The organism is Delftia sp. DLF01, from assembly GCF_014852125.1.
Classification (GTDB): domain Bacteria; phylum Pseudomonadota; class Gammaproteobacteria; order Burkholderiales; family Burkholderiaceae_C; genus Comamonas; species Comamonas acidovorans.
On sequence record NZ_JACVAZ010000003.1, the window covers coordinates 1,016,114 to 1,037,197 of the forward strand.

Annotated in this window: 22 protein-coding genes; 13 read left to right on the forward strand and 9 right to left on the reverse strand. The window is 67.9% G+C overall.

The features are described from left to right. Window positions 1-38 precede the first annotated feature (38 nt). Together ompR and IB269_RS19875 are read left to right on the forward strand one after the other, a co-directional pair. Window positions 39-776 (forward strand): two-component system response regulator OmpR, encoded by a 738-nt coding sequence (ompR, locus tag IB269_RS19870; RefSeq protein ID WP_017404718.1) that lies wholly within the window; start codon window positions 39-41, stop codon window positions 774-776. Window positions 777-1,019: 243 nt separating this feature from the next. Next, window positions 1,020-2,522: an ATP-binding protein gene (locus IB269_RS19875; RefSeq protein WP_012204699.1), complete on the forward strand. Its 1,503-nt coding sequence runs from the start codon at window positions 1,020-1,022 to the stop codon at window positions 2,520-2,522. A gap of 103 nt (window positions 2,523-2,625) precedes the next feature. Here IB269_RS19875 and ispF read toward each other — a convergent pair whose 3' ends face one another. Further along, window positions 2,626-3,105 (reverse strand): 2-C-methyl-D-erythritol 2,4-cyclodiphosphate synthase, encoded by a 480-nt coding sequence (gene ispF, locus IB269_RS19880; protein WP_013803157.1) that lies wholly within the window; start codon window positions 3,103-3,105, stop codon window positions 2,626-2,628. Between the two features lie 16 nt (window positions 3,106-3,121). Beyond that, on the reverse strand, window positions 3,122-3,952 hold the full coding sequence (gene ispD / locus IB269_RS19885; RefSeq protein WP_013803158.1) for a 2-C-methyl-D-erythritol 4-phosphate cytidylyltransferase: 831 nt from the start codon (window positions 3,950-3,952) through the stop codon (window positions 3,122-3,124). Between the two features lie 161 nt (window positions 3,953-4,113). Between ispD and mfd the strand changes: the two genes are divergently transcribed. The 4 genes from mfd to IB269_RS19905 all read left to right on the forward strand — a co-directional run bounded on the left by mfd (window position 4,114) and on the right by IB269_RS19905 (window position 9,955). Further along, on the forward strand, window positions 4,114-7,608 hold the full coding sequence (mfd, locus tag IB269_RS19890; RefSeq protein ID WP_034391890.1) for a transcription-repair coupling factor: 3,495 nt from the start codon (window positions 4,114-4,116) through the stop codon (window positions 7,606-7,608). A 17-nt stretch (window positions 7,609-7,625) separates the two neighbouring features. Further along, window positions 7,626-8,291 (forward strand): hypothetical protein, encoded by a 666-nt coding sequence (locus IB269_RS19895; protein ID WP_192368066.1) that lies wholly within the window; start codon window positions 7,626-7,628, stop codon window positions 8,289-8,291. Window positions 8,292-8,370: 79 nt separating this feature from the next. Beyond that, a complete protein-coding gene (gene serB / locus IB269_RS19900; protein ID WP_012204694.1) occupies window positions 8,371-9,084 on the forward strand; it encodes a phosphoserine phosphatase SerB in 714 nt (237 codons plus the stop codon). A 307-nt stretch (window positions 9,085-9,391) separates the two neighbouring features. Beyond that, window positions 9,392-9,955, forward strand: a complete 564-nt coding sequence (locus IB269_RS19905) for a hypothetical protein (RefSeq protein ID WP_043819363.1) — start codon at window positions 9,392-9,394, stop codon at window positions 9,953-9,955. Window positions 9,956-10,021: 66 nt separating this feature from the next. Here the strand turns inward: IB269_RS19905 and IB269_RS19910 are convergent, their stop codons facing one another. Next, on the reverse strand, window positions 10,022-10,240 hold the full coding sequence (locus IB269_RS19910; RefSeq protein ID WP_063326593.1) for a DUF3820 family protein: 219 nt from the start codon (window positions 10,238-10,240) through the stop codon (window positions 10,022-10,024). A 196-nt stretch (window positions 10,241-10,436) separates the two neighbouring features. Here IB269_RS19910 and IB269_RS19915 point away from each other — a divergent pair, with 196 nt between their 5' ends. After that, window positions 10,437-11,222, forward strand: coding sequence for a MetQ/NlpA family ABC transporter substrate-binding protein (locus IB269_RS19915; protein WP_034391882.1), 786 nt, complete (start codon window positions 10,437-10,439; stop codon window positions 11,220-11,222). 97 nt (window positions 11,223-11,319) lie between these two features. Here IB269_RS19915 and IB269_RS19920 read toward each other — a convergent pair whose 3' ends face one another. After that, on the reverse strand, window positions 11,320-12,222 hold the full coding sequence (locus tag IB269_RS19920) for an EamA family transporter (RefSeq protein ID WP_034391880.1): 903 nt from the start codon (window positions 12,220-12,222) through the stop codon (window positions 11,320-11,322). 109 nt (window positions 12,223-12,331) lie between these two features. On the opposite strand from IB269_RS19920, the gene IB269_RS19925 reads away from it, so the two are divergent. After that, the gene (locus IB269_RS19925; protein WP_180317537.1) at window positions 12,332-12,829 is read left to right on the forward strand and encodes an Lrp/AsnC family transcriptional regulator; all 498 of its coding nucleotides are present in this window, start codon (window positions 12,332-12,334) and stop codon (window positions 12,827-12,829) included. A gap of 30 nt (window positions 12,830-12,859) precedes the next feature. Beyond that, a complete protein-coding gene (locus IB269_RS19930; RefSeq protein ID WP_192368067.1) occupies window positions 12,860-13,171 on the forward strand; it encodes a hypothetical protein in 312 nt (103 codons plus the stop codon). Window positions 13,172-13,180: 9 nt separating this feature from the next. Here the strand turns inward: IB269_RS19930 and IB269_RS19935 are convergent, their stop codons facing one another. Further along, the gene (locus IB269_RS19935; RefSeq protein ID WP_012204685.1) at window positions 13,181-13,831 is read right to left on the reverse strand and encodes a LysE/ArgO family amino acid transporter; all 651 of its coding nucleotides are present in this window, start codon (window positions 13,829-13,831) and stop codon (window positions 13,181-13,183) included. A gap of 70 nt (window positions 13,832-13,901) precedes the next feature. On the opposite strand from IB269_RS19935, the gene IB269_RS19940 reads away from it, so the two are divergent. Next, window positions 13,902-14,807 carry an HTH-type transcriptional regulator ArgP gene (locus tag IB269_RS19940; RefSeq protein WP_012204684.1) on the forward strand — a complete coding sequence of 302 codons (906 nt, stop codon included), beginning with the start codon at window positions 13,902-13,904 and terminating at the stop codon, window positions 14,805-14,807. 52 nt (window positions 14,808-14,859) lie between these two features. Here the strand turns inward: IB269_RS19940 and IB269_RS19945 are convergent, their stop codons facing one another. Both IB269_RS19945 and IB269_RS19950 read right to left on the reverse strand, forming a co-directional pair. Then, window positions 14,860-15,408 carry a DUF2721 domain-containing protein gene (locus IB269_RS19945; RefSeq protein ID WP_013803179.1) on the reverse strand — a complete coding sequence of 183 codons (549 nt, stop codon included), beginning with the start codon at window positions 15,406-15,408 and terminating at the stop codon, window positions 14,860-14,862. Window positions 15,409-15,523: 115 nt separating this feature from the next. Further along, window positions 15,524-16,513, reverse strand: coding sequence for a LysR family transcriptional regulator (locus IB269_RS19950; RefSeq protein WP_192368068.1), 990 nt, complete (start codon window positions 16,511-16,513; stop codon window positions 15,524-15,526). Window positions 16,514-16,703: 190 nt separating this feature from the next. On the opposite strand from IB269_RS19950, the gene IB269_RS19955 reads away from it, so the two are divergent. The 3 genes from IB269_RS19955 (at window position 16,704) to IB269_RS19965 (ending at window position 19,499) form a co-directional block, all read left to right on the forward strand. Further along, window positions 16,704-17,732 (forward strand): tripartite tricarboxylate transporter substrate binding protein BugE, encoded by a 1,029-nt coding sequence (locus tag IB269_RS19955; protein ID WP_192368069.1) that lies wholly within the window; start codon window positions 16,704-16,706, stop codon window positions 17,730-17,732. After that, window positions 17,729-19,156: a M20 family metallopeptidase gene (locus IB269_RS19960; protein WP_192368070.1), complete on the forward strand. Its 1,428-nt coding sequence runs from the start codon at window positions 17,729-17,731 to the stop codon at window positions 19,154-19,156. Before IB269_RS19955 ends, IB269_RS19960 begins: the two co-directional genes overlap by 4 nt. Window positions 19,157-19,364: 208 nt before the next feature. Then, window positions 19,365-19,499 carry a DUF3149 domain-containing protein gene (locus IB269_RS19965; protein ID WP_012204679.1) on the forward strand — a complete coding sequence of 45 codons (135 nt, stop codon included), beginning with the start codon at window positions 19,365-19,367 and terminating at the stop codon, window positions 19,497-19,499. Window positions 19,500-19,554: 55 nt separating this feature from the next. On the opposite strand, the gene IB269_RS19970 is transcribed toward IB269_RS19965, so the two are convergent. Continuing rightward, window positions 19,555-19,812, reverse strand: a complete 258-nt coding sequence (locus IB269_RS19970; RefSeq protein WP_123691880.1) for a SlyX family protein — start codon at window positions 19,810-19,812, stop codon at window positions 19,555-19,557. Then, window positions 19,809-21,005 carry a PLP-dependent aminotransferase family protein gene (locus IB269_RS19975; RefSeq protein ID WP_012204677.1) on the reverse strand — a complete coding sequence of 399 codons (1,197 nt, stop codon included), beginning with the start codon at window positions 21,003-21,005 and terminating at the stop codon, window positions 19,809-19,811. Before IB269_RS19975 ends, IB269_RS19970 begins: the two co-directional genes overlap by 4 nt. Between the last annotated feature and the right edge of the window lie 79 nt (window positions 21,006-21,084).

Below are 21,084 nucleotides of genomic sequence, written 5' to 3' on the forward strand. Positions count from 1 at the left end.
TGGTAACAATGGCGGCTGTTACAAATGACCGACCGAGGATGAACATGGCCACTACGACCAACCGCACCGACAAGATCCTGGTGGTGGATGACGATGCGCGCATCCGCGACCTGCTGCGCCGCTACCTGACGCAGGAAGGCTTCGAGATCATGATTGCCGAAGATGGCAAGGCGCTGAACCGCATCCTGCTGCGCGAAACAGTGGACCTGATCGTGCTTGACCTGATGATGCCCGGCGAGGATGGCCTGTCCATCTGCCGCCGCCTGCGCTCGGCCAATGACCGCACGCCCATCATCATGCTGACCGCCAAGGGCGAGGATGTGGACCGCATCGTGGGCCTGGAAGTGGGCGCCGACGACTACCTGGGCAAGCCCTTCAACCCGCGCGAACTGCTGGCCCGCATCCACGCCGTGCTGCGCCGCCGCCCGCCGCAGGAAGCGCCGGGCGCGCCCTCCGGCGACAACGAGGTGGTGAGCTTCGGCCCCTTCACCTTCGACCTGGGCACGCGCGTGCTGCAAAAGAACGGCGAGGAACTGCCGCTGACCACGGGCGAATTCGCCATGCTCAAGGCCCTGGTGCGCCACCCGCGCCAGCCGCTGTCGCGCGAGAAGCTGGCCCTGCTGGCGCGCGGCCGCGAGTTCGAGCCCTTCGACCGCAGCCTGGACGTGCAGGTCTCGCGCCTGCGCAAGCTGATCGAGGAAGATGCTGCCGCACCGCGCTATATCCAGACGGTCTGGGGTGTGGGCTACGTGTTCGTACCCGATGGCGCGAACTGAAATGCATCACCCCCTGAGGCGCTGCGCGCCTTCCCCCTCTCTCGCTCCGCGGGAGGGGGACGACGCCCTCGCCGCGAGGCGGCTCTTGCTCGGCGTCCCTGGGTTGGGGCCGTAACATTTTATGTGCCGTTGACAATGCGCAGCGCCAAAACCTCACCCTGTCGACCGAGACAACCGGTAACGCAGGCTGGCCGGCACAGGCGTAATCTCGCAGCCGGCCCCTAGAATGACGAACCGCATTCCATGAGTTCCTTCACCGTCCCGCCCCACGACGCCACCAGCCCTGCGCCGCTCGACTACGAGCGGCGCATGACTGCGCGCTCTCCGCTGGGACTCAATCTTTTCTGGCGCACCTTCTGCCTGCTGGCCCTGCTGCTGGTGGGCAGCATCCTGGCGTGGCTGCAGACGCTGCGCGCCTTCGAGTTCGAGCCGCGCACGCTGCACACCGCCCAGCAGATCGCCTCGCTGGTCAACCTCAGCCGCGCGGCCCTGGTGCATTCGGATGCCATCAACCGCGTCTCTCTGATCAAGACCATGGCCGACCAGGAAGGCGTGCGCATTCTGCCGCGCGAGCCTGGTGACAGCTTCGAGCTGCTGGACCAGAGCACGCTGGGCAAGCGCCTGACCGAGGAGCTCACGCGCCGCCTGGGCTACGGCACCATCGTGGCGCGTAGCGTCAATGGCGAACCGGGGCTGTGGGTGGGCTTCACCATTAATGGCGACCGTACATGGCTGCTGATGGACCGCTCGCGCTTCACGCCGGCCAGCGGGCGCACCTGGCTGATCTGGCTGATCACGGCCGGCCTGCTGTCCCTGGCGGGGGCGGCAGCCATCGCGCGCCTGATCAACCGGCCGCTCAAGCAGTTGAGCTATGCGGCCAACCGCGTGCGAGATGGCGACTTCGACGCCAGCCAGCTCGATGAGGAAGCCGTCACCAGCGAGATCCGCGAGGTCAACATCGGCTTCAACCGCATGGCGCAGAAACTGGCCCAGCTGGAGCAGGACCGTGCCGTGATGCTGGCTGGCATCTCCCACGACCTGCGCACACCGCTCGCCCGCCTGCGGCTGGAGACCGAGATGAGCGTGGTGGACGACGTGGCGCGCGAGCACATGGTGGCCGACATCGTGCAGCTTGACGCCACCATCGACAAATTCCTGGACTACGCCCGCCCCGACCATGTGACCCTCAACCCGGTCAACCTGCATGCCGTGGTCTCTTCCTGCGTCTATGCGGTGCAGGACCACCGCGAGCTGCAGATCAGCATGGCCGTGCCCGAAGGCGTCTATGTACTGGCCGACGAGGTGGAACTGGCGCGCGTGATCTCCAACCTGTTCGAGAACGCACGCCGCTACGGCAAGACGCCCGAGACCGAAACCACGCATGTGGACGTGACGGCATCGGAGCGCGAAAGCTGGGTCGTGATTCGCATCCGCGACCATGGCCGTGGCGTGCCGCCCGAGCAGCTGGCCAGCCTGACCCAGCCCTTCTTCCGTGGCGACTCCGCGCGAACGGCCGCAGCGGGCGCGGGCCTGGGCCTGTCCATCGTGGACAAGACGGTGCAGCGCATGGGCGGCGTGTTTGCGCTGTCCAACTCCTCCACGGGCGGGCTGGTTGCCCATGTGCAGTTGCAGCGTGCCTCGGGCGTGGCCAAGGGTGCCGAGCCCGAGCAGCGTCTGCAGCGCCCGCAGATCAAGCGCCAGCTGCCCCCGCGTGCGCAGGACGGAGCCCTGGACGGAGAGGACTGAGCCCGCAGCGCGCGTTCGTCAGATACGTTCGGCAGACACAAAGGCCCCGGCGATCATTGACCGATCGCCGGGGCCTTTTGCCATGGGGACGGCACCCCGCTGGTCAGGCGCGGAACAGCAAGGCGGCGGCGCGCGCCTCCATGGCCTGCTGCTGGCCCACGGGCCCGAGCTTCTCGGCCGTCTTGGCCTTGACGTTGACCTGGTCCAGCGCCAGGCCCAGCGCCGTGGCGATGCGCTCGCGCATGGCAGGAATGTGCGGCGCCAGCTTGGGGGCCTGGGCAATGATGGTGCTGTCGATGTTGCCAATCTCCAGGCCCGTGGCGCGCACGCGGCGCGCCGCCTCCACCAGCAGCACCAGCGAATCGGCGCCGCGGAATTCGGGGTCGGTGTCGGGGAAATGCCGACCGATGTCGCCCAGCGCCGCGCCGCCCAGCAGCGCGTCGGTGATGGCGTGCAGCAGCACGTCGGCATCGGAGTGGCCCAGCAGCCCCAGCTCATGCGGCACCTCGATGCCGCCCAGGATCAGCTTGCGCCCGGGCACCAGGGCATGCACGTCCCAGCCCTCGCCAATACGAAAATTCATGTGAAACATTCCAGGTTCAGAAAAACGGATTGCCCGACGCCTGCGGCTGGTCGCGCTTGCCCCGGTAGCGTTCCAGCGTCGCGCCATGCGCGCGCTGCGACAGCACGGCGGCAGCCAGCGCAAAGTCGTCGGGATAGGTGACCTTGAAGTTCTGCGCGCCGCCGGGCACCAGGCGCGGGCGCTGGCCCACGGCCTCCATGGCGCTGGCCTCGTCGGTCACGGCCGATCCCGCGTGCTCCAGGGCGTCGAGCAGCGGCGCGATGCGAAACATCTGCGGCGTCTGCGCCAGCCATTTGTCGCTGCGGTCCACCGTGCCCGCCACGCGCACGCCCCCAGGCCCGGTCACGGCCGTCTTGAGCGTGTCGGGCAGCTTGTGCGCCAGCAGGCCGCCCACGGCATCGTGCTCGCAGGCGTCGATCAGGGCATCGATCAGTTCGGGCGTCACCAGGCAGCGCGCGGCGTCGTGCACCAGCACCCAGTCGTGCGCACTCGCTCCGCGCGCCAGCAGCTCCTTCAGGCCGTTGGTCACGGATTCGGCCCGCGTGGCGCCGCCGCAGGCCGCCGTGGAGTAGCGCGTGGGCGACGGGCCCGGCAGGCCCTGGCGCCAGAAATCATCGCCAGGCGCGATCACCACCAGGGTATGGTGCACGCGCGCTGCGCCCGCAAAGGCGGCCAGCGTGTGCGCCACCATGGGCGCACCGGCCACCAGGTGGTATTGCTTGGGCAGTTCAGGCGCAGGCGCATCGGGCGCGATGGCGCGCGAGCCCGTGCCCGCACAGGGGATCAAGGCCCACAGGCGGGCCGGCTCCAGGGATGCGGGCGCAGCCGCCGCAAGCAGATCTGTCATGGTGGCGCATTGTAGTGACGGCCATGCGCCACCATGGACATGCGGGCATGCCTGCATGGCCGCCATGCGTGCTGGCTAAAATGGTTCGATACCCCTCTGCGCGTGCCGAGGGGTTTTGTCGTTACTTCGCCCAGGCGCTGCGGCGCCCACGTCCAAGCACCATGGAACTGCCCAAGCTCACTCCCGGAAAACGCTTCACCCTGCCCCGCCCTGTGGGCAGCGCCGACGCCCTGCTGCTGGCCCGCCTGGGCGAGCGCGAGAAGGCTGCAGGCCGGGTGACGGCCATCGTCACGGCCGACGCCTCGGATGCCCAGCGGCTGATCGACGAGATGGCCTTCTTCGCCCCGGGCCTGCGCTGCGCGCTGTTCCCCGACTGGGAGACCCTGCCCTACGACAGCTTCTCTCCCCACCAGGACCTGATCAGCGAGCGCCTGGCCACGCTGTGGCGCATCAACCAGCGCGACAAGGAGCATGGCGCCGACGTGGTGCTGGTGCCCGCCACCACGGCGCTGTACCGGCTGGCGCCGCCCTCCTTCCTGGCCGGCTACACCTTCGAGTTCAAGAGCGGCCAGAAGCTGGACGAGGCCAAACTCAAGGCCCAGCTGACGCTGGCCGGCTACCAGCATGTCTCCCAGGTGGTCAGCCACGGCGAGTACGCGGTGCGCGGCGGCCTGATCGACCTGTTTCCCATGGGCTCGCTGCAGCCCTACCGCGTGGATCTGTTCGACGACGAGATCGACTCCATCCGCACCTTCGACCCCGACACCCAGCGCAGCCTCTACCCCGTGCCCGAGGTGCGCCTGCTGCCCGGCCGCGAGTTCCCCATGGACGAGGACGCGCGCGCCAAGTTCCGCCAGCGCTGGCGCGAGCTGCTGGAGGGCGATCCCACGCGCAGCCGCATCTACAAGGACATGGGCCAAGGCATTGCCACGGCCGGCATCGAGTACTACCTGCCGCTGTTCTTCGACGAAACGGCCACCGTGTTCGACTACCTGGGCGCCGATGCCACCGTGGTGATGCATGGCGACCTGGAGCCGGCCTTCCAGCGCTTTTGGCAGGACACCAAGGAGCGCTTCCGCCTGGTGCAGGGCGACCCCGAGCGCCCGGCCCTCCCGCCCGAGGTGCTGTTCCTGTCCGCCGACCAGTTCTACACGCGCGCCAAGGAGCACGCCCAGCTCGCGCTGCGCCCAGGCACCGAGGACGTGGCAGACAGCGCCATCTTCCAGAAGCTGGAGGACCTGTCCGTGGTGCGCGGCGCGGAAGACCCGCTGGCGCGCCTGCAAAGGCACATTGCCAGCAGCGCCCACCGCATCCTGCTGCTGGCCGAGTCCGATGGCCGGCGCGAAAGCCTGCTGGACTTCTTCCGCGCCTCGGGCGTGAACCCGCCGGTCTTCGACTCGCTGGCCGAGTTCCAGGGCGATGCGGGCGAGAAGGTGGGCATTGCCACGGCCGGGCTGATGAACGGCTTTGCCTGGGTGGAGGAAGGCCTGGACTTCGTCACCGAGACGGAGCTGTTCGCCACCAGCCCCACGGGCCGCAGGCGCCGCCGCCAGGAGCAGGTCAGCGATGTGGAGGCGCTGATCAAGGACCTGTCCGAACTCAAGGTGGGCGACCCCGTGGTGCATTCGGACCATGGCATCGGCCGCTACCAGGGCCTGGTCAACATGGACATGGGCCAGAAGAACCCTGACGGCACGCCGGCCGTGCAGGAGTTCCTTCACCTGGAGTACGCGGGCAACGCCGTGCTCTACGTGCCTGTCAGCCAGTTGCAGCTGATCAGCCGCTACACGGGCGTCTCGCCCGAGGACGCGCCGCTGCACAAGCTCGGCGGCACGCAGTGGGAAAAGGCCAAGCGCAAGGCGGCCGAGCAGGTGCGCGACTCGGCAGCTGAGCTGCTGAACATCTACGCACGCCGCGCCGCACGCCAGGGCCATGCCTTCCGCTACTCGCCCCAGGACTACGAGCAGTTCGCCAACGACTTCGGCTTCGAGGAAACGGCGGACCAGCGCGCCGCCATCCACGCCGTGATCCAGGACATGATCAGCCCCCAGCCCATGGACCGCCTGGTCTGCGGCGACGTGGGCTTCGGCAAGACCGAGGTGGCCCTGCGCGCGGCCTTCGTGGCCATCACGGGCGGCAAGCAGGTGGCCTTTCTCGCGCCCACCACGCTGCTGGCCGAGCAGCATTACCAGACCCTGGTGGACCGCTTCTCCAAGTGGCCGATCAAGGTGGCCGAAGTCTCGCGCTTTCGCTCGGGCAAGGAGATCACGGCGGCCGTCAAGGGCATTGCCGACGGCTCGGTGGACATCGTCGTGGGCACGCACAAGCTGCTGTCGGAGTCCACGCAGTTCAAGAACCTGGGCCTGCTGATCATCGATGAGGAGCACCGCTTCGGCGTGCGCCACAAGGAAGCCATGAAGGCCATGCGCGCCGAGGTGGACGTGCTCACGCTGACAGCCACGCCCATCCCGCGCACCATGGGCATGGCGCTGGAAGGCCTGCGCGACCTGTCCGTCATCGCCACCGCGCCCCAGCGGCGCCTGGCCATCAAGACCTTTGTGCGCAACGAGGGCACGGGCGTGATCCGCGAGGCCGTGCTGCGCGAGCTCAAGCGCGGCGGCCAGTGCTACTTCCTGCACAACGAGGTCGAGACCATCGAGAACCGCAAGCAAAAGCTCGAGGAAATCCTGCCCGAGGCACGCATTGCCGTGGCCCACGGCCAGATGCCCGAGCGCGAGCTCGAACGCGTGATGCGCGACTTCGTGGCCCAGCGCTACAACATATTGCTGTGCTCGACCATCATCGAGACCGGCATCGACGTGCCCAGCTCCAACACCATCCTCATCAGCCGCGCCGACAAGTTCGGCCTGGCCCAGCTGCACCAGCTGCGCGGCCGCGTGGGCCGCAGCCACCACCAGGCCTATGCCTACCTGATGGTGCCCGACCTGGACAGCCTGACCAAGCAGGCGCAGCAGCGGCTGGAGGCCATCCAGCAGATGGAGGAACTGGGCTCGGGCTTCTACCTGGCCATGCACGACCTGGAGATCCGCGGCGCCGGCGAGGTGCTGGGCGAGAACCAGAGCGGCAACATGATGGAGGTGGGCTTCCAGCTCTACAACGAGATGCTGTCCGAGGCCGTGCGCAGCCTCAAGGCCGGCAAGGAGCCCGATCTGCTCAGCCCGCTGTCGGCCTCCACCGACATCAACCTGCACGCGCCGGCCCTGCTGCCCAACGACTACTGCGGCGACGTGCATTTGCGCCTGTCCTTCTACAAGAAACTGGCCACGGCACGCACCAGCGACCAGATCGACACCCTGCTCGAAGAAATCGTGGACCGCTTCGGCAAGCTGCCGCCCCAGGCGCAGACGCTGATCGACGTGCACCGCCTGCGCGTGCTGTCCCAGCCCTACGGCGTGGTCAAGGTGGATGCGGCGCCCGGCGTGATCAACATCACCTTCAAGCCCCAGCCGCCCGTGGACCCGATGGCCATCATCCACCTCATCCAGAAGAACAAGCACATCAAGCTGGCCGGCAACGAGAAGCTGCGCATCGAGCGTGCCCTGGACAACCCCAAGGACCGTGCCCAGATGGTGCGCGACGTGCTGCGCAGCCTGGGCCAGCCGCTGGTGGAGGCGAAGGCGGCCCAGCCCGCATAGAACGCGTCGTTCCAGCCATGTTCCTCGAAGCGAGCATCGCCCTGCTGGCCCTGGCCACCGCGCTGTGGCTGCGCCCCTGGCGCATGCTGGCCGGCCGCCCAGGCCCGGGCGGCCCGCAGGACCGCATGGCCTCGCCCCTGGTCACCCCGCTGCTGGGCGTGCTCGTGCTGCTGCCCTGGATCTGGGCCCTGCCCACGCTGCACCGCATGCCGCTGCAATTGCAGTGGTCATCGGCGCCGCTGGTGGTGCTCATGCTGGGCTGGCCGCTGTCCGTGCCGCTGCTGCTCATCGTGGGCGGGCTGGCCGCCCTGCTGTCGCCGGCCCTGGGCTGGGGCGATGCGCTGGGCATCTCGGTCTGGCAGGGCATCGTGCCCGCCACGCTGGCCATGCTCTGGGGCGCGGCGCTGCGGCGCTGGCTGCCGCACCAGATCTTTGTCTACATCCTCGCGCGCGGCTTTGCAGGCACGGTGCTGTGCGTCTTCGTCGCCGCGCTGCTGGCCCAGGCGGCGGGCCACGCTTTGCCCGGCGTCAACGAGGATCTGTCGCGCATCGCGCGCTGGCTCATGGCCTGGGGCGATGCCGTGGTCACCGGCATGGTCACCGCCATCTTCGTGGTGTTTCGCCCCCAATGGCTGGCCACCTGGTCGGACGCCATCTACCTGCGCCAGCCGCCCGCAGCCTGACGGCAGGCCCGCCACTGGATATGATTTGCGCCTGTTTCCCGCCAGCCCGGCGGCCCGTCCCCTTTTTGCTGCCCCACCCATGACCGATGTCACCGAATTCGCGCCCGGACTGCTGATCCGCGGCATCCAGCCTCCGCTGAAGCTGGCCGACTACAAGCTCATCGCGTTCGACATGGACTCGACGCTGATCACCATCGAGTGCATCGACGAGATCGCCGACGCCACCGGCAAGAAGGCCGAGGTCTCGGCCATCACCGAAGCCACCATGCGCGGCGAGATCACCGACTTCAAGGACAGCCTGCGCCAGCGCGTGGGCAAGCTCGTCGGCGTGACCGAGGCCGACATGGCCCGCGTGCTGGCCGAGCGCCTGAAGCTCTCCCCGGGCGCCGAAACCCTGGTGCGCGCAGCCCAGGCTGCGGGCCTGAAGGTGCTGCTGGTCTCGGGCGGCTTCACCTACTTTGCCGAACATGTGCGCGGCATGCTGGGCATCGACTTCGTGCGTGCCAACGTGCTGGAGATGCGTGACGGCGCGCTGACCGGCGGCCTGATCGAGCAGCCCTGGGGCGACATCTGCGACGGCGCCGAAAAGCGCCGCACCCTGCTGGAAGTCGCCTCGCTGCTGGGCATTCGCCCCGACCAGTGCATCGCCGTGGGCGACGGCAGCAACGATATTCCTATGATGCAGGTCGCAGGCCTGTCCGTGGCCTACCACGCCAAGCCGCGCGTGCGCAACGAAGCCAAGGTCTCCATCACCGAAGGCGGCCTGGACCGCCTGCTGGAAGTCCTGCGCTGAAAACGGGTGGCAGCGGCGCGCGCAGGCCGCTGCGCCGCTCCGCAATCAATAGCTGAGAATGTTCTGTGGGCTTGCTTTTCCGGCAAGCCCCAGTCTTTTCTACAATGCTTCACGCAGCCCCATAGGCCACCGCCCCAGCGCCGGGTGGCCCACCTACAACAGCAGGCTGCACGCCGGCGCATCCGCGCGCCGGTGCTTGGAATCTCCTCCCCCATCCCCATGCGACACACAAGGCCGCAGGCCTGCCCGCATACGGGCGGCCTGTGGCGCGCCGACCGGCGCGGGCCCGCCTGCGCCGACCGTGTACATGACCACCATGATTGGAAAAAACTCCGTGAAGACTTCGTTCCGCGCCACTGCCTCCGTGATCGCCCTGGCCATTGCATCGCTGACCGTGCCCACGCTGGCCCAGGCCAAGCGCATGGGCAGCGGCGGCAAGTCCGTGCGCCCGGCGTCGATCGGCAAGGCCCCCGCTCAGCCCGCAGCGCCTGCGGCGCCCACCGCCAGCAAGGCGGCGACTCCGTCCACCCCCGCCGCACCGGCCGCACCTGCAGCCCCGACCGCTGGGGCAGCCCCCGCTGCTGCACCTGCGGCCGGGGCAGCCCCCGCTGCTGCTGCACCTGGCGCGGCTGCCGCTCCCGCAGCACGCGGCTCCGGCATGATGGGCACGCTGGGCGCCGCTGCCGTGGGCGCCGTGGCCGGCTCCATGGCCGGCAATGCGCTGGCCGGCGCCATGACCCCTGAAAAGGATGCAGCCGCCAAGGAAGCCGAAGCCAAGGCCAAGGCCGCTGAAACCGAGGCAGCCGAGCTGCAGCGCAAGGCCGACGAAGCCAAGGCCAAGGCAGAAGCCGCCCGCGCCGCCGCCAAGTAAGCCGCCTGCGTTTTTCCCCGAAAAGGCCGCGCCCGTCGCGGCCTTTTGCTTTATAGGGCGGCCGCTTCAGCGCGGCCCGGCGCGCAGCGGCTGCAGCAGGTGCGACAGGCCGTTGTGGTCCAGCTCCTGCATCAGCGCCAGCAACTGGCCCAGCTCTCCCTTGGGGAAGCCTTCACGTGCGAACCAGTTCAGATAGTTGCCGGGCAGGTCGGCGATCAGCCGGCCCTTGTACTTGCCATAGGGCATGTGCACCTGCACCAGCTTTTGCAGCATTTCGGAGTCCATGGCGGCGATGGTACGCGCTGCGGCATCGCAAGAATCCGCATAAAAAGCCACAGCCTTATAACCAAATAGCAAAATTGTTCATTGCGGCCGCTGGCGCCGCACTAGACTATGCGTCTGCCTGCCGTACCGCCCGATACAGAACCACTCCACCGGGCCTGCGGCGTTTTTGCAACCCGTTGAAGAAAGTCCTCCGGTCATGTTGAAGAAAGCCCTCTCCGCAATCGCGATTGCCACGCTGGCCCTGACGGCCCAGGCCGCCGACGTGCTCAAGGTCGGCGCCACCGCCGTGCCCCATGCAGAAATCCTCAACCATGTGAAGCCGGCCCTCAAGGCCCAGGGCATCGACCTGCAGATCAAGGAATTCAGCGACTACGTGCAGCCCAATGCGGCCGTCGAGGACAAGCAGCTGGACGTGAACTTCTTCCAGCACCAGCCCTACCTGGACAGCTACAACAAGGACCGCAAGACCTCGCTGGTGGCCGTGCCCAATGGCAAGGTCCACGTGGAGCCCTTCGGCGGTTACTCGCAGAAGATCAAGAACGTGAAGGATCTGAAGGACGGCGCCACCATCGCCATCCCGAACGACCCCTCCAACGGCGGCCGCGCCCTGATCCTGCTGGCCAAGCAGGGCCTGATCGAGCTCAAGGACCCCAAGAGCCTGACCCCCACGCCGCTGGACGTGGCCAAGAACCCCAAGAAGCTCAAGTTCAAGGAACTCGAAGCCCCGCTGCTGCCACGCGCGCTGGCTGACGTGGACCTGGCCCTGATCAACACCAACTACGCCATCGAGGCCAAGCTCAATCCCACCAAGGATGCGCTGTTCATCGAAGGCTCCGATTCGCCCTACACCAACATCGTGGTCTCGCGCCAGGACCGTGCCAACGATCCCAACATCGCCAAGCTGATGAACGCGCTGCACACGCCCGACGTGAAGAAGTTCATCCTCGAGAAGTACAAGGGCGCTGTCGTTCCTGCGTTCTGAGGCGCAGGGAATGCAGCCGCTCGGCTGCATCCTGTCCCCGCAAAAAAAGCGCTGCCTCGGCAGCGCTTTTTTCATTCCCCTTCCCTGGTATCGCCACTCAACCTGCAGGCGTCACCTCGGCCGGCGCCTTGGCCGCCGCAGCGGGCCGCGTGATGGCGCTGCCCATGGCCGCGCCCATGATGCAGGCGATGGCCAGCCACTGGGTCCCCACCAGGTGCTCATGCAGCAGCAGCATGCCCATGAGGGCGGCAATCGCAGGCTCCGTGGCCAGGGCGATGCCGAAGGTGGCCGGTGGCAGGCGGCGCAGGGCCATCATCTCCAGCGTATACGGCAAGGCGCTGGAGATGGCCGCCACCACCAGGCCGAAGGCCAGGATGGACGGCTGCAGCAGCTTGGCCCCCGCCTCGGCCACACCGAAGGGCACCACCACCATGGCGGCGAACACCAGGCCCAGCGACACGGCCTGGCCGCTGGGAATGCTGCCCAGGCGCTGCCCCAGCAGGATGTACAGCGCCCAGCAGATGGCAGCGCCCACGGCGCAGGCAATGCCCACGGGCTCCAGCACCAATCCGCCCGCGCCGGCGCCCCCTATCGGCAAAATCAGGGCCAGCCCCGCCACGGCCAGCGCCAGCCAGACAAAGTCCACCGGCCGGCGCGAGTGGTAGATGGCCACGGCCAGCGGACCGGAGAATTCGATGGCCACGGCCAGGCCAAAGGGAATGGTGCGCAGCGCCATGTAGAACAGCAGGTTCATGGCGCCCAGCGCCACGCCGAAACGCAGCAGCGCCCAGGCCTGGGGGCGGGCCAGCGTCCAGCGCCAGGGCCGCCAGATGGCCACCAGGATCAGCGCGGCAAAGCCCACGCGCAATGCCGAAGTGCCCTGGGCGCCCAGCACCGGAAAAAGCTGCTTGGCAAGAGAAGTGCCCACGCCCAGTGCCGTGACCGAGCCCAGCACGGCCAGCAGGGGCCAGGCGCGGTTCCATGTGGTGTTTGTTGTCATGGCCCGTACGATATTGCAGGCCAGCGATGCAAAAGGCTCGTTTTGGGGCCTCTTCGCGCAATATTCGCTCTTTCCAACCGCCTCGCCCCCGTTTTCCGCCCCTCCCCCCATGCCCGCCATCGCACTCGATACTTTTGACCGCGCCATCCTCGACGTGCTCCAGCGCGACAACCTCACGCCGCAGCGCCTCATTGCCGAGCGGGTCCACCTTTCGGCACCGGCCGTGCAGCGGCGCATACGGCGCCTGCAGGAGCTGGGCGTGATCACGGCCAACGTGGCCGTGGTCGATCCCGTGCGCACGGGGCGCCCGCTCACCGTGCTCATCAACGTGCAGCTGGCCAACGAGCGCCCGGACCTGTCCCTGGCCTTTCGCGCGCGCGTGGCGCGCGAGCCCGCCGTGCAGCAGTGTTACTACGTGACCGGGGAAGCCGACTATTCATTGATCGTCACGGCTGCCGATATGCAGGAGTACCAGGCGCTGGCGGCGCGGCTGTTCTCCGGAGACGACAACATCCGGCGCTACACCACCTCGATCGCTCTGGAACGCATCAAGACCGGGCTGCAGTTGCCGATGGCAGAACACAAGCCCGACAATGAAACAAGTTGACACAACCTAGACATACACCAGGAGACTGCTTTGAGCGCACCTTCACCGGACAGCATGGCCCGCCTCGTCGCCACACGCACCCTCGACAAGTACGAGCGTGACTACTATTCCAAGCGCGAGCGCATCACCATTTCCTTCCGGGGCGACCTGGCCGAGCAATACAACTACGACAAGATCCAGCCCTTGTCCGAGGCCCAGCGCCATGGCCACAAGGTCGTCATCGAGGCGACCAGCCAGAAGACCGGCGCCACGGGCCACTACTGCATCGAATGCAACAGCTGGAACCTCATCGAGGCCGTGGGCACCTGGGCGCCCGGCGAGCAAGCCCCGGCCGCAGACTGATCTGCGCCGTCAGCCAACTGCCGGTGCCAACGCGCTGCCAGCCACCCACCAGGCCAGCGCCAGCATCATCACGCCCGTGAGGCCATCGAGAACGCGCCAGGCCTGCGGCTTCTCGAACAGGCGCTTCATGCGGCGGCCCGCAAAGGCCAGCGCCACGAACCACGACAGGCTGGCCGATGCTGCGCCCACCACATAGACCCACTTGAGCACGCCTTCCTGGCGCGCGCCGATGGAGCCCATGAGCAGCACCGTGTCCAGATAGACATGGGGGTTGAACAGGGTGATCACGGCCAGCGTGGAGACCACGCCCAGCAGGCCACGCGGGGCCAGTTGCCCGCCCGATGCCGCCAGTTGCGCATCGGGCGCCATGGCCATGCGCCACAGCGCGATCAGCCCATAGGCCAGCAGGAACAGGGCGCCGCCCAGCGTCAGGTAGCGGGCCAGGTCGGGGTTGTCGCCCAGCAGCCGGGCCATGCCCGCCACGCCCAGGCCGATGAGCACCACGTCGCTCACCACGCACCAGGCCACGCACGCGCGCACATGCTGGCCTTGAACGGCCTGGCGCAGCACATAGAGGTTCTGGGCGCCGATGGAGACGATGAGAGACAGGCAGACCGTGAAGCCCGCCAGCCAGGAAGAAGAAACATTTGCAGTCCACATGGCCGGGATTGTCTGGCCGGCAAATGGTTAAGTAAAATTACATTTACTCAACCAAATGAAGAATATCTAAATGCTCGACTACGCCGGACTCGAAGCCCTGGCGGCCGTGGTGCGCGAAGGCAGCTTCGAGCGCGCGGCACGCAAGCTGCATGTCACGCCCTCGGCCGTTTCCCAGCGCATCAAGCTGCTGGAGGAGCGTGTGGGCCAGGTGCTGGTACTGCGCGGCCAGCCCTGCTCGGGCACCGATGCGGGCCGCAGGCTGTGCCTGCACCTGGAGCAGGTGGCCCTGCTCGAAAACGATCTGCGCCGCAAGAACCCGGAACTGGTCCCCGAGGGCCAGACCGCCCTGCCCACGCTCAAGCTGGCCGTCAATGCCGACTCGCTGTCCACCTGGTTCATGGATGCCATGTCCGCCTTCACGCGCGACGGCAACGAGCTGCTGGACATCAGCATCGACGACCAGGACCACACGGCCAAGCGCATCCGCGAGGGCGAGGTGCTGGCCGCCGTCACGGCCACTTCATCGGCCATTCCCGGCTGCAATACCTGGCCACTGGGCCGCATGCGCTACGTGGCGGCCGCCAGCCCCGACTTCATTCGCCGCTACCTGAAGGACGGCATCACGCCCGAGGCCATGGCGCGCACGCCCATGATGAGCTACGGCCGCAAGGACAGCCTGCAGGACCAATGGCTGCAACGCCTGGGCGCAGAGGGGCGGCGCAACACGCCGCGCCACTTTCTTCCCTCCAACCAGGGCTATACGCGGGCCTGCGAGCTGGGCATGGGCTGGGGCATGCACCCGCCGCTGATGATCGGCGCGCAACTGGCCGAAGGCAGCCTGGTGGAGCTGCTGCCCGGCAACGACCTGGACATTCCCATGTACTGGGCCCATGCGCGCAATGCGCAGGCCAGCCTGCAGCGGCTGACCGACTGCGTGATCCAGGCCGCGGCGGCCTGCCTGGACCCGATGGAGTGAATGGGCGACGGCGACGATGGCGACAGCGACGGCGGCGCCGTCCGCGCCCGGCTCAGGGCTGGCGGCCGGTGTCGTCTGCCGGGGTGGACGGCTCAGCCTGGGCCTGGTCGTTGCGTTCCGGCCGCTGTATGGTGCGCACGGCCGCACGCACGCGGGTCAGGGTGTGGAAGTCCAGCAGGCTGGTGGCCATGATGGTTTCCCAGAGAAAGCAGGCCAGGGCCGAGAGAAACATCAGCACGCCGAACAGAAAGCCCAGCACCGCATAGCCATGGCCGTTGATGCCGTAGGCCTCGCCCAGGAACAGCAGGGCAATGGTCAGGCCGATGCAAAAGCCGCAGACGGTCAGCAGCCCTATGCAGACATTGGCCAGCCGGCCGCGCTTGCGCAGAAAGTGCAGTTCCGTGAGGCTGCGCGCGATGAAGTCCTCTTCCTGCGGGTTGCGCAGCAGTTCTTCCAGCTTGCGCGCGCGGTCGATGATGCGGGCCAGCCGCCCGGCCACGGCGCCGATCATGCCGGCCACGGCCGTCAGGAAGAACACCGGCGCCAGCGCCAGCTGGATGCTGTGGGTGACGGTATCGGCGTCTAGCGACCAATTGATCATGCGGTCCTCTGCGTGCTTTCGTTGTCTGGTGCGGCCATGCTGCCGTGTTTTCGCGCGGACAGTATTGTGGCCGCAAGCGGGGCCGGCAAGAAGCCATGTCGCCAGCTTTTGGCATTCAGCGGGCCGGTGGCGCTGGCAGCATCTGCCGGCACAGCGACAGCATCTCGGTCAGCAGGGCAGGCGCCTGGTCGCGCCGGCAGACCACGCCCAGCGGCGCCAACCTGCCCGTCAGCCGCACATCGAGCCGGCACACGCGCGCATGGGTCTGCAGGCCCGGCGCAATGCTCAGCGGCACCAGGGCCACGGCGCCGGGCTGGCTCAACAGGCCCTCCAGTATCGGCAGGGAAACGGTGGAGACGGGAAACCAGGGCGCATCGGGCAACGCCTGGAGCACCTCGGCCTCGAAAATCCCGCGCACGGCGATGTTGGCCGTGGGCAGCACCCAGCGCGCGCCGGTCAAGGCCTGCAGCGGCACGTCGCGGCGCCCGGCCAGTGCATGCGAGCGTGCGGCCACCACCACGGCCGTGTCGGCCAGCAGCGGCTCGAAGGCGAAGGGGCCGGGCAGCAGCGCCGGCTCGCGGCAGAACACCGCGTCCAGCCCGCCGCCCAGCAGCTGGGAAAGCAGCCGGGTGCTGGCGTCTTCGTGCACATCGACATGCACCTCGGGGTGCTCGGCATAAAAACGCGCCAGCAGGGGCGAAAGAATGGCCAGGGCTGCCGCCGGAATGGCACCCAGGCGCAGCGCGGCCGCCGCGCCCCGGCGAATTGCAGCCAGCGATTCCGCCACCTCCTCCAGCGCGGCCAGCACGCCGCGCACCGTGTCCACCAGGGTCTGGCCGGCCAGCGTGGGGCGTATGCCCCGCGCATGGCGCTCGAAAAGGCGGATGTCCAGCACGCGCTCCATCTCGGCCAGCGCCTGGGTGGCGGCCGACTGGCTCATGTGCAGCGTGGCGGCGGCCTGCACCACCGAGCCGCATTGCTGCAGCGCCACCAGCAGCTGCAGCTGGCGCAGGCGCACATGCTTGGTCAGTCGCGAATACAGCAGCCGCCCCTGGGGCGTGGCCGCATCGTCCAGGCCGTCGCGGTCATCGAATTCATTGCTCATGGGAGTCTCAGTGTTTTCCCCAGGCAGGCCCCGGCGCGCCACAGGCGGCGCAGGGCAAGCTATCGGAACGGCTTATAGCTTGGCACAAATACCGTGGCCCACGCGGGCGGCAGGATTTCTATAGTCGCCTGCATCGGGAGCCGGCGCGGCCCAGGCCTGCGGCTCCTCCACCGTTGATGGAACCCATGCCATGCAAGCCAAACCCCTCTTTCAGCTGCCGCGGAGCACCCTGCTCTCGCTGGGCACGTCCGGTCTAGCCGCCGTGTTGTGCGGCCTCACCCTGGCCCACACGGCCTCCACGGCCCATGCGGCCGACGCCTATCCGAACAAGCCGGTCAAGCTCATCGTGCCGTTTGCGGCAGGCGGCTCCACCGACATCGTTGCGCGCGTGATCGCAGAGGGCCTGCGCAGCACGCTGGGCCAGCCCGTGGTGGTGGACAACAAGGCCGGCGCTGGCGGCCTGATCGGCACCGAAAGCATTGCCCAGGCCGCGCCTGACGGCTACACCATCGGCATGGCCACGGTGAGCACGGCCACCATCAATCCCTCGCTGTACACGCGCGCCGCCAAGCTGGAAGGCAGGCTTTTGCCCGTGGCCAATCTGGTGACCATGCCGTCGGTCTACATGGTCCATCCCAAGATGGGCGTCAAGGATTTCCCGGGCTTTCTGGCCAAGCTGCGCGCCCAGCCCGGCGCCTACAGCGCGGGCGTGCCGGGCCTGGGCACGCTGGGCCATCTGATGGTGGCGTCCTTCAACGAGACCATGAAGACCCAGGTGCAGATCGTGCCCTACCGCGGCAACGGGCCGGCGCTCAACGACGCCCTGGCCGGCATGGTGCAGGTGATGACCGACCAGTTGCCTTCGGCCATGCCCCAGATCAAGGGCGGCAAGCTCATCCCCGTGGCGCTGTCGGGCGACAGCCGCTCGCCCGACCTGCCCGATGTGCCCACCTTCAAGGAGCTGGGCTACGCGCAGCTCAACGAACTGGGCATCAGTTGGTTCGGGCTGGTCGTGCCGGCCGGCACGCCACCGGCCATCGTCCGGCAGTTGCAGGATGCGTCGGTGAAGGCCGTGCGCCTGCCCGAGGTGCAAAAGCACCTGAAGCTGCTGGGCGCCTCGGTCACCGAGATGGACCAGAGCCGCTTCCCGGCCCAGATCGCCAGCGAACTGCAGCGCAACAAGGCGCTGCTGGACAAGGCAGGGGTGAAGCCGGAATGAGCGCAGTCGAGCACCTCCAGGACTTCTTCCAGCAGCAGTCCCCGCGCATGGCGGCCCTGGCCGACAGCATCTGGTCCCTGGCCGAGCTGCGCTATGCCGAAACCGCTTCTGCCCGGCTGCACATCGATGCGCTGGAGCAGGCCGGGTTTCGCATCACGCGCAGCGTGGCCGGCATTCCCACGGCCTTCCTGGCCGAATGGGGCGACGAGGGCCCGGTGCTGGCCTTCCTGGGAGAGTACGACGCGCTGTCGGGCCTGAACCAGCAAAGCGGCGCCCTGGTCTGCACGCCTTCCACCGACAGCCCGGGCCTGGCGGGCCACGGCTGCGGCCACCATCTGCTGGGCACCTCGGCGCATTTCGCGGCCGTTGCGCTGCAGGAGCACCTGCGCCGCAGCGGCGCCAAGGCACGCGTGCGCTACTACGGCTGCCCGGCCGAAGAAGGCGGATCGGGCAAGACCTTCATGGCGCGCGCCGGGGTCTTCGACGATGTGGACGCGGCGCTGACCTGGCACCCGGCCAGCTTCACCGGCGTGTTCAGCCAGAGCACGCTGGCCAACATCCAGGCGAAATTCATCTTCCACGGCAAGGCCTCGCATGCCGCGCATTCCCCGCACCTGGGCCGCAGCGCGCTCGACGCCGTGGAGCTGATGAACGTGGGCGTGAACTACCTGCGCGAGCACATGCCCACCGATGCGCGGGTGCACTACGCCATCACCGACTCGGGCGGCCTGTCGCCCAACGTGGTCCAGGCGCGCGCCGAGGTGCTGTACCTGGTGCGGGCCGCGCGCAACCACGAGGCAGCAGCGCTGTACGAGCGCGTGCAGAACGTGGCACGCGGCGCCGCGCTGATGACGGATTGCCGGCTGGAGATCGTCTTTGACAAGGCCTGCTCCAACCTGCTGCAGAACCGCACGCTGAACCAGGTGATGTATGCGCAGATGCAGGCCCTGGGCCCGCTGCACGTGGACCCCGGCCTGCATCGCCTGGCCGGAGACTTCCAGGCCACGCTGGACAGCAACGACGTGGACCAGGTCAGCCGCCCGCTGGCCAGCGTGCTGCGCGGCAAGGTGCCGGCCGTGTTCGAAGGCCTGGCGCCCTACGATCCTGCCGCGGAAGACACCCTGTTCGGCTCCACCGATGTGGCCGATGTGAGCTGGATCACGCCCACCGTCCAGGCCTGGGTGGCCTGCTACGCCTTCGGCACGCCGCTGCATTCCTGGCAGATGGTCTCGCAAGGCCAGTCCGGCCTGGCCCACGCCGGCATGGTGCGCGCCGCCCAGGTGCTGGCGGCCACGGCCATCGCCTTGCTGGAGCAGCCCGAACGCATTGCCCAGGCCAAGGCGGAGCTGCTTGAGCGCCGCGGCGGCCGACCCTATGCGTGCCCGATTCCTGCGGAGGTGCCCTTGCCGTTCATGCGGGGGTGATGGGCTTGGCTCGCCCTGGATGATCGACTCCTACCCCATGCCCAGTTCCCGGGCTTGCCCGGGCTTGCAGGGGCTTGCCCCTTTGCGCTGCCGCAAACCCACCCCGCCGCCGCGTTGACCCATCACAAGCCCTCCGCGCCAGGCCACGGCGATAGTTGGATCGGGACCCCACCGATACCAACAAACCACAGGAGGACTTGTGAAGCTGATGATTGATCTTTTTTCCACCGACTACGGCCTGATGAGCCTGGGCGCCATCGTCTTCATGCTGATCATGGCGGGCTTTTTCCTGCGCCTGTTCCTGGGCAAGATGAAGCACGTGGCCAACAAGCCGCTTGAATGAAGAAATGCCCAGGCAGGGGCTGGCCTGGGCATTCGCACGCAGCAGCCCTGCGCACTCAATAGTGCGGGGGCAGTTCGTCGCGCAGATTGGTCGCGCCGCCGGCGGGTCCGCCTTCGGGCACCCGGCGGCGCAGGTCGCGCAGCTCGTCAAGCAGCCGGTCGATCTGCTGCTGCTGGCGGTAGATGGTCAGGTTCAACTGCTCCAGCAGGTCATCGGTGTAGCTGGCCTTGATCTCCAGCTCCATCACGCGCGCCTGCAGGGCATCGGCGTCTGCGTGCCCGCCGCCGTGTTCTGCGTCGTCAGCCACGCTCATGCCTTGAGCGCCTGGGCCAGGCGGGCGATGCCTTCGCGGATCTTGTCCTCGTCAGCCGTGGCGAACGAGAGGCGGAAGCTGGTGGCATCGGGGTTTTGCGCAAAGAACGGCGCACCCGGCACAAAGGCCACGCCCTGGGCAATGGCCCGCTTGGCCAGCTCACCGGCATCGGCCAGCGCGCCGCCCTTGCCGGTCAGGCGCACCCACAGGAACAGGCCGCCCTGGGGCTGCAGGAATTCCACGGCATCGCCGAGGTGCTCGCGCAGCGCATCGCCCATGGCCTTGGCGCGGCGCGCGTAGACCTCGCGCACATGGGCCAGCGTGGCGGGCATGGCGCCGGACTTCAGGTACTGCGCGGCCGTGGCCTGGGCAAAGGTGCTGGTGTGGGCATCGCTGAACTGCTTGCACATCACGGCGCGGCCCAGCAGCTCGGCCGGGGCCACCAGCCAGCCAATGCGCAGGCCGGGGCTGAGCACCTTGCTCAGCGAGCCGCAGTGCGCCAGCCAGTCGCGGCTGCCGGGCACCTGGCTGGACAGCGCCAGCAGGCTGGGCGGAGGCGCTTCGCCAAAATACAGGTCGCCGTAGGGATCGTCCTCCACCACCAGGGTCTGGTACTTGACGGCCAGCTCCAGCACCTTCTTGCGGCGCTCCAGGCTCAGCATGGCGCCGCTGGGGTTGCCGAAGGTGGGGATCAGGTAGACCAGCTTGGGGCGGTGCTCGGCAATGAGTTGCTCCAGCGCATCGACCTGGGCGCCTTCGGCGTCGATCGGCGCGCTGATGACTTCGGCGCCATACAGGCGGAAGCACTGGATGGTGGCCAGGAAGGTCGGGCCTTCGACGATGACCTTGTCGCCGGGGTTGATCATGGTCTTGCCCAGCAGGTCCAGCGCCTGCTGGCTGCCCGTGGTCACCACCAGTTGCTCGGGGGCCAGCTCGCGCACGCCCTTGGCGGCCATGAAGGCGGCGATCTGCTCGCGCAGCGGCTGGTAGCCCTCGGTCGCACCGTACTGCAGCGCGGCGCCCGGCTCCTGCTGCAGCGCAGCCTGGGAGGCGGCGCTGATGCCGGCCACGTCGAACATGGCGCTGTCCGGGAAACCACCCGCAAAGCTGATGATGCCGGGCTTGCCCAGCAGCTTGAACAGCTCGCGGATGGCGGAGGTTTCTACGTTGTTCAGACGGTCGGCGAATTGCATGGGCAGGAGTCTCTTTGTCGGTGCAATGAAAAGGCGAAGCCTGCATTGTCGCCAATCCTGCCGCAGCTTTCCTGCACGA